Source organism: Kitasatospora albolonga (assembly GCF_039535905.1).
Taxonomy (GTDB): Bacteria; Actinomycetota; Actinomycetes; order Streptomycetales; family Streptomycetaceae; genus Kitasatospora; species Kitasatospora albolonga.
The window spans coordinates 65,327-80,354 of record NZ_BAAAYB010000052.1; the positions used below are offsets into that span (position 1 = coordinate 65,327).

Here is a 15,028-nt window from a genome sequence, read left to right on the forward strand (position 1 = left end):
GCCGTCCCCCACGAGACCCCCGGAGATGCCGTGACCAACCCGTACAGTGACGACGCGTCAGCCACCCCGCCGCCCGGCTGCCCGGCCCACGGCGCGGGCACCCGCGACTTCGGTGCCCACGGCCTGGGCGCCGAGGGCCTGCGGCGGCTGTACGGCCCCGAGGCGGAGGCGGACCCGGCCGGCCTGTACGAGAAGCTGCGCGCGGAGCACGGCGAGGTGGCGCCGGTGCTGCTGCACGGCGACCTCCCGGCCTGGCTGATCCTCGGCCACTCGGCCAACCTCACCGCGATGCGCACCCCCTCCCGGTTCTCCCGGGACTCCCGCCGCTGGACGGCCTTCCAGGAGGGACTGGTCGCCGCCGACTCCCCGCTGATGCCGGTGATCGCCTGGCAGCCGCTGTGCGTCTTCGCCGACGGCCCGGAGCACCGCCGCCTGCGCGGCGCCGTCACCGACGGCCTCAACCGCTTCGACCGGCGAGGCATCCGACGCTACGTCACCCGCTTCGCCGACCAGCTGATCGAGGAGTTCGGGCCGACCGGCCGGGCCGAGCTGATCTCCCAGTTCGCCGAGCACCTGCCGATGCTGGTGATGACCCACGTGGTCGGCATGCCCGAGGAGTTCGGGCCCCGGCTGGTCGAGGCTGCACGGGACCTGATGAAGGGCACCGAGACCGCCATCGCCAGCAACGACTACGTGGTGGCCACGCTGCGCCGCACCATGGAGCGCAAGCGGGTGGCCCCCGGGGCCGACCTGGTCTCCTGGCTGATGCAGCACGAGGCCGGACTCACCGACGACGAGGTGCTGGAGCACCTGCGGGTGGTGCTGCTGGCCGCCAACGAGTCGACGGTCAACCTGATCGCGGACACCCTGAAGATGGTCCTCACCGACCGCCGCTTCCGCGCCCACCTGTCGGGCGGTCACATGACGCTGCCGGACGCCCTGGACCAGGTGCTCTGGGACTCCGCGCCGATGTCACTGGTCGCCGGGCGCTGGGCCACTGGGGACACCGAACTCGGCGGGCAGCAGATCAAGTCCGGCGACATGCTGCTGCTCGGCCTCGCCGCCGGGAACGTCGACCCGGCCGTCCGGCCCGACCTCTCCAAGCCGCTGCACGGCAACCGCGCCCACCTGGCCTTCGGCGGCGGACCGCACGAGTGCCCGGGCCAGGACATCGGGCGGGCCGTCGCGGAGACCGGCATCGACATCCTGCTGGCCCGGCTTCCCGACCTCCAACTCGCGATCGGCGAGGATGAGTTGACCTGGACCTCGGCCTGGCTCTCCCGGCACCTGGTGGAGCTCCCGGTGCGCTTCACACCGCGGTCCCCGGCCCCGAGGGACACGGCCGCCGCCCCCGTCCCCGCGACCCCGCCGCCCGCTCCGCCCGCCCCGCCCGTGGTGCCGCCCGCCGTCGCGGCCGGGCACGGCCACCGGGGCGCGGCCGTGCCGGGGCAGCGGCGCAGTTGGTGGAGCGTCCTGACCGGCATCTTCCAGCGCTGACCCGGCCGGGCCGGCGGCCCGGCACGGGACTCACGCCGCTCGGTGGCGCTCCGCGCGGTGGACGGCGGCGCGAACGGGGCATGACGCTCCTTCGGGACGGACGGGACGGACGGGGCGGACGGGGCGGACGGGGGAGGTGCGACCACCGGACCGGGGGAAGGCTCACCCACCAGTGCGGTGCAGCAGGTCCTCGAGGGTCTGCGCGGCGCGCAGCGTCTCGAAGCGCACGGCCCCGTCCGCCGCCACCGTGACCCCGTGGACGGCGGGCTCCAGCAGGCTGTTGTAGGAGAACGGGGTCGAGGTGTAGTAGGCACCGGTGTCGAGCAGCGCGACCAGGTCGCCCGGCTCCAGCAGCGGCAGCGGGCGGGCCCGGGCGACCAGGTCGCCGGCGAAGCAGGCCGGTCCGGCCACGTCCTGCTCGACCGGCGCCCCGCGCTTGGCGGCCCCGGTCGCGTCGTGCGCCGTCACCCGCAGCGGCCAGGAGTCCGGGGCGAAGACCGTCCGGGTGGCCACCTGCGCTCCGGCGTGGGTGATCGCGATCGCCCGGCCGCCGGAGTTCTTGGTGTACTCCACGTAGGCGGCGGTGAAGCCGCTCTTGGCCAGCACCGAGCGGCCGAACTCGGTGACCAGGGCGAACTCGCCGGAGAACAGCGCGGGTACGTGCGCCCGCAGCAGCTCGACGTAGTCCTGGTGGCCGGGGGTGGCCCGGTCGTCGGCGAAGTTGACCGGCAGGCCGCCGCCGATGTCCAGGCCGACCACCTGACGGCGGCCCAGTTCGCCGTTGATCTTCTGGGCGAGGGTGACGGTGGCGGCGACGCCCTCCGCCATCAGGTCCAGCGGGCACCCCTGGCTGCCGACGTGGCAGTGCAGCCAGGTCAGCCAGGGCCGGTCCCGGAAGGTCGCGACCAGCCGCTCGGTGTTGCCCTCGTCCGCGAGCGCGATGCCGAACTTGGAGGTCGCGGTGGCGGTGCTCATCGCCCCGATGGTGCCGCCGCCGATCTGCGGGTTGACCCGCACCCCGATCCGCGGGTCCGTGGTGCCGGATCCGCTCCGGCGGCCCGCCAGCAGTTCGTCGACCCGGGCCAGCTCCTGCCAGCTGTCGATGTTGACGGCCGTCCCGAGTTCGAGCGCCAGGGCCAGCTCGCGGCGGGTCTTGGCGGGGGAGTCGAAGACGATCCGCTCCGGCTCGAACCCGGCGGCGAGCGCCTGCGCGAACTCGCCGGGGCTGGCCACCTCGCAGCCCATGCCCAGGTCCCGCAGCCGCCGCAGCACCGGGACCAGGCTGTTGGCCTTGGCCGCGAAGGCGTGCAGCACCCGCACCGACCCGGGGAAGGCGCGGTGCAGCGCCTCCACGGTCGCGGCCACGGCGTCGAGGTCGAGGAAGCCCGCGAGCGGCGCGTCCTCTGGGGACAGCAGCCCCTGGCGCACCGCCGCCCCCAGGATGAGCTCACGTCGTTCGGGGCCGTGCAGGGCCGCCAGTTGAGGGTTGGTCACGGTGCCGCTCTCCGTCCGGTCGTCTCGGTCGCGCGGCCCGCGCGTTCCGGTGGTCCGGGTGGTCCGGGTGGTCCCGGCGGGCCGTGCGAACAGAGTGCCCGTCGGGCGCCGGGATCGTCTTCAGGCCGCTGACCGGGCTTGCGCCGTCTCCCTCGTGCGGCGCGACGAAGCGCGGGCGGCGGCGGTCCCGGCTCCGTGGGCCGCACCGGAAACCTGCGGGAACGGTGGTGCCGCCGGGCGCCGCAGCGGGGGAGACCGGCCCGTTCTCGCGCCGTACACCGAAGGCGGAGCGGCCTCCTCGCGCGCGGCGCCGAACCTCACCCCTCCCCGGCCACCGAGCCGCGGAGCAGCAGCAGTTGGAGCTGGGCCAGCAGCCGGGCGTCGGGGTCGTCCAGGTCGATCCCGCTCTCCCGCACGACCGTGCTGTCCAGGCGGTAGGCGTACGTGTTGCCGGGCACGCCCAGCGCCTTCGCCGCCCGGGCCTTCTCGCCCGGCTGCGCCAGGAAGGTGCGCAGGGTCTCGACCAGGGAGGCCACGTCCTTGTGCGAGGAGGCGAGCAGCCTGGTCACCGGGGTCTCCACCGGCAGGGGCCCGACCGCCCGCAGGGCCTCGGCGAAGCGCAGCAGCGCGACCGCCCCGGCGACCTCGCCGACCCGGGCGCAGGGCTGCGGGCCGCGCCCGAACAGCAGGCCGCCCAGCGCCAGATCGGCCGTCCGGCGGGAGTCGGGTGCCGCGTCGAGCCGGTCGCTCACCTCGCCGATGCCGACCCGGGCCGTCCGCCCCGACCGCCGCGACAGCTCCGCGGCCAGCGACTCGGCGGTCAGCCGCACCCGTTCCTGAGCCCGCGTCAGCTCCTTCGGCAGGTCGCCCAGCAGGACGAGCACGCCCTCCTGCGAGGGCACCACCACGGCCACCTCGCCGCGTTCGGTGCAGTGCCGGAACGCGGCCTCGACCATCCGGCCGCGTGTCCGGGCGTCTGCCGGGCCGCCGGAGCCGGAGTCCGAACCGGTGCCGGTGCCCGAGCCCGAGCCGGTGCCCGAGCCCGAGCCGGTGCCCGCGCTGATGCCGACCGACAGGACCGCGCACCGCCGCGCCTGCGGCAGCCCGGTCCGCGCCGCCAGCAGCTCGGCGGACCCGCGGCCCTCCAGCAGCACCCGGACGGCCTCCAGCAGGAGCTGGTCCTGGCCCTCCCGGCGGGCCCGGTCGTGCAGCAGGTGGGCCGCGGCCGACTGCGCCGCGACCCGCAGGGCCTCACGGTTGGCCGGGGTGTCCAGCGGCCGGTTCCCCTCCGCCGCCACCCAGATCGAACCCAGTGGGACGTCACCCGCCCGGACCAGCACGATCAGACGCTCGGGGGCCTCGCCCTGGGCCTTGCGGTACAGCACCCGGTCCGAGCGCAGCAGGTCGCGGTCGAAGCCGGCGTTCCGCATGTCGTCGCGCCGGTCGGCCGGCGGGGCCTGGCCGAGGATGGTCCGGATCCGGACCCAGTCCACGTCCTCCCCGACGGGCGAGTAGGCGAGCACGTTGAAGGACGTGTCCTCGATCGTCACGGACCCGTTCACCTGGAGCGCGATCGCCTCGGCCAGCCGGGGCAGGTCGCCCAGCGGGACGGTGGCGATCCGGGGCCGCGGCGTGACCGACAGCCCCGCCTGCAGGATGCCGATGACGGTCGGCCAGTCGGTCCACCGGCTGCGGAAGAGCACGGCCGTGCCCGCCGCCGCGGCCGCCTCGCCCAGCGCCCCGTGCCCGGTGCCGGTCTCCACCGGGCGGAACAGCACCCCGGCCACCCCGGCCGCACCCATCCGGCGGACCAGGTCCACCGCCCCCTCGGTGTGCGGATCGACCCCGACCGCGACCAGCAGGTCGCCCTGCGAGGCCGGCGGCTCCAGGCCGTCCAGCACCACCAGGCGGCCGACCGGCCGGTCCAGCCCCCCGGCCGCGAAGCCCGGCACGACGAAGTCACCCGCCAGCTGCAACAGGTCCAGCAGGCTCTGTCTCGCCCCGGACCGGTCCGCACGCTCCGCGTCGGACATGGGCACCCCTCCCCAGGCACACGTGCCGCGCCCGACGGGGCGTCAACTCCCCGGCAGTGCAAGCGATCGGCTCAGCGTAGTGCCGGGCGCGGGCGGTGCGGGGCGCTTCCGGTGGTCCGGGCCGGACCCGGCGGAGTGCGGTGATCGGCCGGCGGTTGCCGATAATGACCTCACTGCGCCGACCGAACCCGTGAAGGACCCCACCGTGCCCGAGAACTTCCTCGCCCTGCCCGTCCGCCAGGAGCTGTCCCCGTCCGTGACGCTGCGCCAGAAGGGCGCGATCCCGGTGGTGGTGGTCGACCACCCGGCCGGCCGGGCCGTGGTGAGCCTGCAGGGGGCGCAGCTGGTGACCTGGCAGCCGAGCGGCGAGCAGCCGGTGGTGTGGGTCAGTGACGAGTCGTCATGGACCGAGGGCGTGGCGATCCGCGGCGGGGTGCCGCTCTGCTGGCCGTGGTTCGGCCCGGCGGGCTCGCCCTCGCACGGCTTCGCCCGGGTGGTGGAGTGGGAGCTCGCGGGCACCGAGGAGACGGCGGAGGGCGTAGAGCTGACCCTCGCCCTCAGCGAGGACGAGCGGACGCTGGCGCTCTGGCCGCACGCCTTCACCGCGACGGTGCGGATCCGGCTGGGCCGCGACTGCACGGTGGAGCTGGAGGTGGCCGGTGAGCACCGGAGCACCGGCGCCCTGCACACCTACCTGCACGTCGGCGCCGCCGACCGGACCACCGTCTCCGGCCTGGGCGCCGACTACCACGACCGGGTCGCCGCCGGCGACGGCCGGGGCCCCGGCTCGGTCGTCCTGGACGAGCGGGTCGACCGCACCTACACCGCCCCGGCCGGCCTCACCCCGGTCGACGACGCCGGCCTCGGCCGCACGATCGAGGTCCACCACAGCGGCCACAGCGACGTGGTGGTGTGGAACCCGGGCGCGCAGCTCTCCAAGGAGATGGCCGACCTCGCCGACGAGGGCTACCGCGGCTTCGTCTGCGTGGAGACCGGCCGGATCGGCCGCGACCTGGTGGCCACCCCCGGCAACCCGGACCGTCTGGCCACCACCCTCCGGGTCGTCCGCCCCGCCTGACGGGGCCCTCCGACCCTCCCGTCGGGGACCGACGGCGGGTGGGCGGGGCGACGGGGCCGCGGTGCAATGGGTGCGAGACGACAGGGCTCGGCGGGCGACCGCGAGCGGCACCCGGAGGGCCTGGGATGGTCGAGGAGAAGCGCGGATTCTGCACCCTGTGCAAGTCGAGGTGCGCGGCGGTGTACACGGTCGAGGACGGCCGGATCACCGCCGTGCGCCCCGACCCGGACCATCCGAACGGGGCGGCGATGTGCCCCAAGGGCCGCGCCGCGCCCGAGATCGCCCACGGCAGCAGGCGCCTGACCACACCGCTGCGCCGCACCACCCCCAAGACCGACCCCGACCCGGGCTGGCGGCCGGTCGGCTGGGACGAGGCGCTGGACGAGATCGCCGGGCGGCTGGCCGCGGTCGCCGCCGAGCACGGCCCCGAGGCGGTCGCCTTCGCGGTCGCCACGCCGAGCGGCACCATGGTGTCGGACGCCACCGAGTGGATCGAGCGCTTCGTGCGCCGCTTCGGCAGCCCCAACACCGTCTACAGCGCCGAGATCTGCAACTGGCACAAGGACGTCGCGCACGCCTTCACCTTCGGCTGCCCGATCCCGCCGCCCGACTACGCGCGCGCGGGCCTCGCCGTGCTCTGGGGGTTCAACCCCGCCAAGACCTGGCTCTCCCAGTCCGCCGCGCTCTCGGCCGCCCAGACGAACGGCACCAGGCTCGCCGTCGTCGACCCGCGCCGCTCCACCAGCGCGCTGCGCGCCGACCGCTGGCTGCGGATCCGCCCGGGCGCGGACGCCGCGCTGGCGCTCGGGCTGGCCCACCAGCTGATCGAGAACGCCTGGTACGACGAGGAGTTCGTCCGCGCCTGGACCAACGCCCCGCTGCTGGTGCGGGAGGACGACGGCCGCTTCCTGCGGGCCGGCGAGCTCGCGGAGCCCCCGGCGGGCGACGGCGGCCGGGCCTTCGTCACCTGGGACCACGAGGCCCGTGCCGCCGTGCCGTACGACACCCGGCGGGCGGCGGTGCGTCCGGAGCGCTTCGCGCTGAGGGGCCGTCACCCGGTCCGCACCCGCACCGGGGCGGTCGTCCACTGCAGCCCCGCCTTCGAGCACTACGCCCGCGCCTGCGCGCACTGGCCCCTCGACCGGGCCGCGGCCGCCACCTGGCTGACGCCGGAACAGATCCACGACCTGGCGGCCGAGATCGGCGCGCAGGTGCGCGGCGGCGGCTCGGTGACCTACTACGGCTGGACCGGCGTCGGCCAGAGCGCCAACGCCGCGCAGACCGAGCGCGCCCTCGCCACCCTCTACGCGCTGACCGGCTCCTTCGACGCGCCCGGCGGCAACCTGCTCGCACCCCCTCCGCCGTACCGCCCGGCCAGCACCCTCGCCGACTTCGCCCCCGGACAGCGCGCCAAGGCCCTCGGCCTCGACCGGCACCCGCTCGGACCGCCCGCCTCCGGCTACGTCAACGCGGGCGACCTGCGCCGGGCGATCGAGGACGGCGAGCCCTACCCGGTCCGCGCCCTGGTCGGGTTCGGCTCCAACCTGGTGGTGTCCCAGCCCGGTTCGGACGCCACCGCGCGGGCGCTGCGGGCGCTGGACTTCCAGGTCCACCTCGACCTGTTCGAGAACCCCACCAGCGCGAGCGCGGACCTGCTGCTGCCGGTCAACAGCGCCTACGAGCACGAGGCGCTGCGGTTCGGCTTCGAGGTCGGCCGCCGGGCCCAGGAGCAGGTGCAGTTGAGGCAGCGGATCGTCGAACCGCTGCCCGGCACCCGCTCCGACACCGAGGTGGTCTTCGAGCTGGCCCGCCGGCTCGGCTTCGGCGACCGGTTCTTCGACGGCGACGTCGAGGCCGCCTGGAACTGGCAGTTGGAGCCGCTCGGCCTGACGGTCGCCCAGCTGCGCGAGCGGCCGGGCGGGGTGCGGGTGCCGGTCCCGGAGGGCGAGCGCCGCTACCGCCGCAGCTCCGGCGACGGCGAGGTCGCCGGCTTCGGCACCCCCACCCGCCGGGTCGAGCTCTACTCGCAGAGGCTGCTGGAGCACGGCTACCCGCCGGTGCCCGAGCACCGCGAGCCCGCCCCCGGCGAGCCCGCCGCCACCGACGCCGACCACCCCCTGCTGCTGACCTGCGCCAAGCACGGCACCTACGTCCACAGCCAGCACCGCGGCGTCAACGCGCTGCGCCGCCGGGCCGCCGAACCGCACCTCGACCTCCACCCGGAGACCGCCGCCGCACGCGGCATCGCGGAGGGCGACCTGCTGCGGCTGGCCACCCGCACGGGCGCGATCCGGATGCGGGCCCGGTTCGACGGGTCGCTGCACCCCGGCGTCGTGGTCGGCGAGTACGGCTGGTGGCAGGAGGCCGCGGACCTCGCCCTGCCCGGTGCCGATCCGCTCTCCGAGGCGGGCAGCAACTACAACCGCTTGGTCGACCACGCGGTCGTCGACCCGCTCAGCGGCTCGGCGCCGCTGCGCGCGGTGGCCTGCCAGGTCACGCCGGTGGACGGGCAGCCCGGCTTGGCGGGCACCCGGCCGTTCACCGTCAGCGCCCTGGAGCGCGAGGGCGCCGACGTGCTGACGCTGCGTCTGACCCCCACCGACGGCGGCCCGCTGCCCGACTTCCGTCCGGGGCAGCACCTCACGGTCGCGGCCGAGGAGCCCGGGACCGCGCGCAGCTACTCGCTCACCGGCGCGGCCGTCGACCCCGGCCGCCGTGCCTACCGGCTGGCGGTGCGGCTGCAGCCCGGCGGGGCCTTCTCCACCTTCGTCCACCGGCGGCTGCGGGTGGGCGACGAGCTGCGGGTGGGCAGCCCGAGCGGCGTCTTCTGCGTGCCCACCGACACCGACGCGCCCGTCGTGCTGCTGGCCGGCGGCATCGGCATCACCCCCTTCCTCAGCCACCTGGAGACCCTGGCCGCCCGCGGCGGCACCGTCCCGGAGGTCGTCCTGCACCACGGCGTCGCCCACGGCGGCGACCACCCCTTCCGCGAGCGGCTACGCGAACTGGAGCTGCTGATACCGCAGTTGCGCGTGGTCACGTACTACGCGCGGCCCCGGCCGGGCCAGGACCTGCGGGGCCGTGACCACGACCGGGAGGGCTTCCCGTCGGCGGACGACATCGAACCGGGCCTGCTCGCCCGCCGGGCCCGGTTCTACCTCTGCGGCCCCGAGCCGATGCTCCGGGCCCTGACCGCCGGGCTGCGCGAGCGCGGCGTGCCGGCCTTCGAGGTGTTCAGCGAGCGGTTCCGCGCGGCCCGCCGCGAGGTGGAGCTGGCCGAGGACGCCCGCTTCACCGTCACCTTCGCGCGCTCGGGCCGCAGCGCCGAGTGGACCGCGCGCTCGGGCTCGCTGCTCGACCTCGGCGAGCGGGCCGGGGTCGCGATGGCCAGTGGCTGCCGGGCCGGGCAGTGCGAGAGCTGCGCCTGCACCGTGCTGGAGGGCCGGGTCGGCCACCTGGTGGAGACCTCGGAGGAGCTGCCCGAGGGGACCGCGCTCACCTGCCAGGCGGTCCCGTGCGGCGATGTCGTCCTGGACCTGTGAGACCTGCCCCGCGGGCGTCCGGTCAAGGGGCCGCGGTGAGGCCGGCGTCGGCGCCGCCGCGGCTGAGGACGACGGTGCGGATGTGGTCCAGCGCCTTGGCCCAGTCGGTGTTGGCCGGGTTCTGCCGGACGGCCTCGGTGAGGTCGAGCACCCGGTTGGTGGCCAGGTCCGTCAGCTGCGGGACGAACTCGGCCTTGCTGACGGTCCACGGCCCGTTCGGGCCGGTGGGCGGGGAGAAGGTGAACCGGGCGATCGAGCTCTGGTTGCCCCGGGGGTCGAAGGCGCCGGTGTAGTTGTACATGTCCCCGGCCAGCTGGTCGCCCATGCCGTAGACCACCCAGGTGCCGTTGACCTGCTCGTAGGCCTGCGGGATGTGGGCGTGGGTGCCGAGGATCAGGTCGACGTCGCGCCGTCCGTCGGTCCGGGCGGCCGTCAACTCCTGTGCCAGGGTGAGCTGTTGCTCATTGGGGTCGTCCTGCCACTCGGTGCCCCAGTGCATGCTGACCACCACCACGTCGGCACCGGCCCGGCGGGCGGCGCGGGCATCGGCGAGGATGCGGTCGCGGTCGATCAGGTTGACCGCCCAGGGGCGCCCCTCGGGGAACGGGATCCCGTTGGTGTCGTAGGTGTAGGCGAGTTGGGCCACGGTCGCACCGCCGGCCCTGAGCAGGGCGGGGCGCCCCCGCTCCTCCTCGCTGCGGGCCGACCCGGCGTGCCCGAGCCCGACCGCGTCCATCGCCCCGAGCGTGCGGTCGATCCCGGCGGCCCCCGCGTCCAGGGTGTGGTTGGAGGCGGTGGAGCAGGAGTCGTAGCCGGTGTCCCGCAGCGCCCGGGCCACCTCCGGCGGGGACTTGAAGGTCGGGTACCCGGTGAACGGGCCGCCCTCGGCGCCGTACACCGTCTCCATGTGACAGATCGCCAGGTCGGCGGCCGAGACCACCGGTCTGACCCCGGCCAGCATCTTGGAGAAGTCGTACCCGCTGCCCCCGGCGTCGGCCTGGGCCTGGCGGATGATCGAGGCGTGCGGCAGCACGTCCCCGGAGGCGACCAGGGTGAACGGCCGCCGCCCGTCGTCGGCGGGGGCCGGCACGGCGGGAGCGGCCGGTACGGGAGCGGGCTGGGCACTCTGCTGCGGGGCGGGGCCGGCGCAGGCCGCCGTGGCCGCCAGCAGGACCGCGGCGGGGAGCAGGGCCGTGCGGCATGAATGACTCATCATCAACTCGTCTCATGGTCGGTATCTCCGACCATGAGACGAGTGCGGCCGCGCGCGGTCGCGCCACGCGAGTCGGTCACCCGTTCGGCGCGGAGGCGAAGAAGGCCGTCATGCGCTCCAGGCCGTGCTCGCCGAACATCGTCTCCAGGCTCTCGGCGGACTCGGCGGCGGAGGCCTCGCTGCGTGGGAAGAGCGCCTCTTCGTAGCTGGCCAGGGCGGCTTCGGGCCGGCCGGGGTGGGCGGCCAGGGCGAGGGCGAGTTCGGCGCCGTCCAGCATGGCGAGGTTGGCGCCCTCGCCGGCGAACGGGGACATCAGGTGGGCCGCGTCGCCGAGCAGGGTGACGCCCGGGACGCGGGCCCAGCGGTGGCCGACGGGGAGGGCGTGGATGCGGCGCGGGACGAGGCTGCCGTCGGCGTCGCAGACGAGGGCGCGCAGGCCCTCGTCCCAGCCCTCGAAGTGGGCGAGGACGGCGGCCTTGGCGGCCGGGGCGTCGGTGAAGTCGACGGTGTCCAGCCAGGCCTCGGGGGCCCGGAGCGCGGTGTAGACGTGCAGGCTGCCGTCCGTCTCGCGGTGGCCGAGGAAGCCGCGGCCGGGGCCGAGGGAGAGGAAGAAGCCGCCGCCGAGCAGGGCCGCGCTGTGCGGGTGGCGGGTGTCGGCCTCCAGCAGGTCGGCCTCCACGAAGGAGATGCCGGTGTAGGCGGGGACGGCGTCGGAGAGCAGCGGCCGGATCCGGGACCAGGCGCCGTCCGCGCCGACCAGCAGGTCGGTGGTGACGGTCGGGCCGTCGGCGAAGGCCACCTCGTGCCGCCCGTCGCCGAGCGGGCGGGCCCCGGTGACCTTGCGCCCCCAGTGGACGGTGCCCTCGGGGAGCGAGTCGAGCAGCAGCCGGCGCAGGTCGCTCCGGTCGATCTCGGGGCGGCCGCCGGTGCCGTCGTCCTCGGCCTCGACGTGCACGGTGCCGTCCGGGCCGACCAGCCGCATGGCCTCGCCGCCGGGGTGGACCAGGGCCAGGAACTCCTCGTGCAGCCCGGCCGCGCGCAGTGCCCGCTGGCCGTTCTCCTCGTGGATGTCCAGCATCCCGCCCTGGGTGCGGGCGGCGGCCGACTCCTCCAGGTCGAAGACCGCGGCCTCGATGCCGTGGCCGTGCAGGACCCGGGCTGCGACCAGGCCGCCGAGGCCCGCGCCGATGATCGCGATGGGGTGGTGGGTGCTCATGGTGGCCTCCTCGGGGCGTGCGGTCTGACTCCTCCACGGTAACGAACATGTTCGTAGCGAACAAGTTCGTCGACGGGCGCGGCGGAGGAGCGGGCCGCGCGGAGGGGGTCGGTCAGCCGTGCGGGGGCGGGACGGGGGTGCTGACGACGCCGTTGATCAGGGCCTGGACGGACCAGGCCAGCCGGGCCCCGGCGCCGCCGACCAGGGCCGGCATGTGGGCGCGGATCGCCGGGTGGGTGGCCGGGTCGACCGTCTCCAGCGCGTGGGTGAGCGCCTCCCAGTCGCGCTGCCGGGCCGGGTCGCCCGCCCGGGTGGAGTGCTCGGCCGCGGCGGCGGTGGCCTGCTGGAGCAGGACGTCCGCGCCCCAGGCCACCTGCGCCGTGGGTGCGCCGCTGTGCGCCAGGAGCGCGAGCACGCGCTCCACCAACCGGAGGTAGTTCTCCCCGCTGGGCCGGGCCACCAGGGCCGAGCGGGCCAACTGCGGATGCTCGAACAGGGCCAGGGCGTAGCCGAGCAGAACCGCCGTCAGCTGCCCGTGCCAGTCGCCCTCCTCGGCCCGGGGGGCCGTCAGGTCGACCGTGCCGAGCAGGTCGTCGAGCACGGCCGCGTGCAGTTCGGCGGTGTTGGCCACGTAGACGTAGAGCGAGGCCGGGCCGGTGTCCAGCTCCTGCGCCAGCCGGCGCATCGTCACCTTCTCCAGGCCCTCGTCGCGCATGATCCGCACGGCGGTCTCCACGATCCACCGCCGCGACAGGGCGGGCTTGGCAGGGCGCTCCCGGCGGCTCCTCGGCTCAGTCATCCCCCGATCGTAACGAACGCGTTCGTGCCCGCCGGGCCGCGCCGCCGGGCCGTGCCGTTCCACCGGGTGAATCGGTGTGGCTGCGGGGGCGGGTGGCCCGGTAACCTCCCTCCGGACCTGTCCGTTCCGTGTGAGGGAGTGCGACCGTGGGTGCTTCGCAGGACCGTGCCCGTTACCGCTTCGGCCTGTTGGACGCGGACGACAGCGGGGTGCTGGAGCGGGGCGACTTCGAGCTGCTGGCGGACCGGGTGATCGCGGCCAGCGGGATCGAGCCCGGGACGGCCGCCGCCCTGCGGGTGCGGGAGGCGTACCTGACGTACTGGCAGGGACTCTACGAGCAGGCCGACAGCAACGGCGACGGTGTCGTGGACTTCGAGGAGTACTCGGCCGTGGTCCACGACCGGGCGGCCTTCGAGCGCTACGTCCGCCCCTACGCCGAGGCGCTGGTGGGCGCGGCCGACCGGAACGGCGACGGCTGGGTGGAGCGCGAGCAGTACGTGGCCTGCATGGTGGCCACCGGCTTCGCGGTCGCCCGGGCCGAGGCCACCTTCGACGAGCTCGACCCCGCGGGAACCGGCCGGGTCTCGGGCGAGCGCTGGCTGGAGAGCATCGCCGGCTACTACACCGGCGAGGGGCAGCAGGTCACCGACCACCTCCTCGGCTGAGGCTCCCCCTGACGCTCCGTCGGGCCGCTCGGCAGGGCGGGGCGAGGGCGACGGGTCCTCAGGAGGCCCGCGGCCGGGCCGAGCCGCGGGACGCCGAGGCGCAGACCTGCCGGAGCATGTAGTGGAGCTGGGCCCGCTCGCCCCGGGTGAGCGAGGCCAGCATCTGGTCCTGGACCTCCTGCTCGTCGGTGCCGCCGGCCGCCGCGGCGGCCGTGCCCGCCTCGGTGACGGTCACCAGCCGACGGCGCCCGCCGACGTGGACCACGAGGAGGTCCACCAGGCCGTGCGCGGTCAGCTCCTCGACCACGGGGGAGAGGGCCGACTCCTCGACGTCCAGCTGGCGGGCGAGGTCCGGCAGCCCGTGCGGGCCGAGCTCGGTCAGGGCTTCCAGGACGCTCTGGTGCAGGGCCGACAGCCCGCGTCCGGTCAGGCGCGCGGTCAGCATCGCGTCCAGCGACCTGGCCGCCTGGGCCAGGAGCCGGACGGTCCGTTCGGAGGGGTTGGAGGCGCCGCTCCGCCTGTCGTACACACTGCATCCCATCGCCGCGGGGGGAGGACGTCACCCCCGGTCGGGGCCGCGCACGACGGCCCGTGAAGTGAACCGCCCCCACCTTACGGCCGGGGCGGCCCTTCGGTCTACATCGATGTCGTCGACGGGGCGGCCGCATCGGCCGTCAGCATGCGGCGCAGCACGTCCTCGTCCTCCGCCGGCAGCGAGGAGACGAACCGTTCCGGCACCAGCCCGCGCTGCGGCTCGCGGTCCAGCTCGCGCCGCATCCGTCGGCGGCGCCACCGGAAAGAACCCCGGACGGGGGTGTGACACGATCGCGGTCCCATCGCGTTGGAGTGGCATGAGGGACACCACCGCAGACGAGACGGCCCATGACCGGCCCCTGGACTTCCTGGAGTTCGCCGCCGGGCGGGGGCCGCACCTGGTGAGGACGGCGTTCCTGCTCACCGGCGGCGACGCCCACCTCGCCGAGGACCTGGCCCAGGAGGCGCTCGGCCGGATGTTCGTGAAGTGGCGCAAGGTCTCCCGGATGGAGAACCCGGCCGCCTACGCGCAGACCACGCTGGTCAACGCCTTCCTGACGCACAAGCGGCGGCGCAGCAGCGGCGAGCACGTCACCGACACCATCCGCGAGACGCCGTCCGGCGAGACGGACCCGGCCCTGCGGGTCACGCTGCTGGACGCGCTGGCCCGGCTGGCCCCGCAGGACCGGGCGGTGCTGGTGCTGCGCTTCTGGGAGGACCGCAGCGTCGAGGAGACGGCGGCGGCGCTCAAGCTCCGCTCCGGGGCGGTCCGCACCCGCAGCGCCCGGGCGCTGGAGCGCCTGCGCGGGGTGCTCGGCACCGACCTCGCGGAACTGGCCGTCAAGTGACGGCCGCTCAGCTGCCTCCGTCGCCCCTCCGGCCACCGCCCGCCGGGGCCTGCTGCCCTCCACCCTCCCCTTCCCGCCGGCCCGCCGCGCGCCCCGAACCACGCCCGAG

The 15,028-nt window shown here is 75.6% G+C and carries 12 protein-coding genes; 5 read left to right on the forward strand and 7 right to left on the reverse strand.

Annotation, left to right across the window (positions count from 1 at the left end; translation table 11 throughout):
• The first annotated feature begins 30 nt into the window (after window positions 1-30).
• Window positions 31-1,497, forward strand: a complete 1,467-nt coding sequence (locus tag ABD946_RS12940; RefSeq protein WP_345283139.1) for a cytochrome P450 — start codon at window positions 31-33, stop codon at window positions 1,495-1,497.
• 162 nt (window positions 1,498-1,659) lie between these two features.
• Here ABD946_RS12940 and ABD946_RS12945 read toward each other — a convergent pair whose 3' ends face one another.
• Both ABD946_RS12945 and ABD946_RS12950 read right to left on the reverse strand, forming a co-directional pair.
• The gene (locus ABD946_RS12945) at window positions 1,660-2,991 is read right to left on the reverse strand and encodes a type III PLP-dependent enzyme domain-containing protein (protein WP_345283141.1); all 1,332 of its coding nucleotides are present in this window, start codon (window positions 2,989-2,991) and stop codon (window positions 1,660-1,662) included.
• A gap of 317 nt (window positions 2,992-3,308) precedes the next feature.
• The gene (locus ABD946_RS12950) at window positions 3,309-5,024 is read right to left on the reverse strand and encodes a helix-turn-helix domain-containing protein (RefSeq protein WP_345283142.1); all 1,716 of its coding nucleotides are present in this window, start codon (window positions 5,022-5,024) and stop codon (window positions 3,309-3,311) included.
• 205 nt (window positions 5,025-5,229) lie between these two features.
• Here ABD946_RS12950 and ABD946_RS12955 point away from each other — a divergent pair, with 205 nt between their 5' ends.
• Both ABD946_RS12955 and ABD946_RS12960 read left to right on the forward strand, forming a co-directional pair.
• On the forward strand, window positions 5,230-6,102 hold the full coding sequence (locus ABD946_RS12955; RefSeq protein WP_345283144.1) for a D-hexose-6-phosphate mutarotase: 873 nt from the start codon (window positions 5,230-5,232) through the stop codon (window positions 6,100-6,102).
• A 125-nt stretch (window positions 6,103-6,227) separates the two neighbouring features.
• Window positions 6,228-9,644 (forward strand): molybdopterin-dependent oxidoreductase, encoded by a 3,417-nt coding sequence (locus ABD946_RS12960; protein WP_345283146.1) that lies wholly within the window; start codon window positions 6,228-6,230, stop codon window positions 9,642-9,644.
• Window positions 9,645-9,666: 22 nt separating this feature from the next.
• On the opposite strand, the gene ABD946_RS12965 is transcribed toward ABD946_RS12960, so the two are convergent.
• The 3 genes from ABD946_RS12965 to ABD946_RS12975 form a co-directional block, all read right to left on the reverse strand.
• Window positions 9,667-10,860, reverse strand: coding sequence for a CapA family protein (locus ABD946_RS12965; RefSeq protein ID WP_345283148.1), 1,194 nt, complete (start codon window positions 10,858-10,860; stop codon window positions 9,667-9,669).
• Between the two features lie 73 nt (window positions 10,861-10,933).
• The gene (locus ABD946_RS12970) at window positions 10,934-12,073 is read right to left on the reverse strand and encodes an FAD-dependent oxidoreductase (RefSeq protein ID WP_345283149.1); all 1,140 of its coding nucleotides are present in this window, start codon (window positions 12,071-12,073) and stop codon (window positions 10,934-10,936) included.
• Window positions 12,074-12,185: 112 nt separating this feature from the next.
• A complete protein-coding gene (locus ABD946_RS12975) occupies window positions 12,186-12,872 on the reverse strand; it encodes a TetR/AcrR family transcriptional regulator (RefSeq protein WP_345283151.1) in 687 nt (228 codons plus the stop codon).
• Between the two features lie 146 nt (window positions 12,873-13,018).
• Between ABD946_RS12975 and ABD946_RS12980 the strand changes: the two genes are divergently transcribed.
• Window positions 13,019-13,537: an EF-hand domain-containing protein gene (locus ABD946_RS12980; protein WP_345283152.1), complete on the forward strand. Its 519-nt coding sequence runs from the start codon at window positions 13,019-13,021 to the stop codon at window positions 13,535-13,537.
• A 58-nt stretch (window positions 13,538-13,595) separates the two neighbouring features.
• Here the strand turns inward: ABD946_RS12980 and ABD946_RS12985 are convergent, their stop codons facing one another.
• Window positions 13,596-14,066, reverse strand: a complete 471-nt coding sequence (locus tag ABD946_RS12985) for a MarR family winged helix-turn-helix transcriptional regulator (protein WP_345283154.1) — start codon at window positions 14,064-14,066, stop codon at window positions 13,596-13,598.
• A gap of 107 nt (window positions 14,067-14,173) precedes the next feature.
• The gene (locus tag ABD946_RS12990) at window positions 14,174-14,314 is read right to left on the reverse strand and encodes a hypothetical protein (RefSeq protein WP_345283155.1); all 141 of its coding nucleotides are present in this window, start codon (window positions 14,312-14,314) and stop codon (window positions 14,174-14,176) included.
• 74 nt (window positions 14,315-14,388) lie between these two features.
• Here ABD946_RS12990 and ABD946_RS12995 point away from each other — a divergent pair, with 74 nt between their 5' ends.
• Window positions 14,389-14,919, forward strand: coding sequence for a SigE family RNA polymerase sigma factor (locus ABD946_RS12995; protein WP_345283157.1), 531 nt, complete (start codon window positions 14,389-14,391; stop codon window positions 14,917-14,919).
• The last annotated feature ends 109 nt before the right edge of the window (window positions 14,920-15,028 follow it).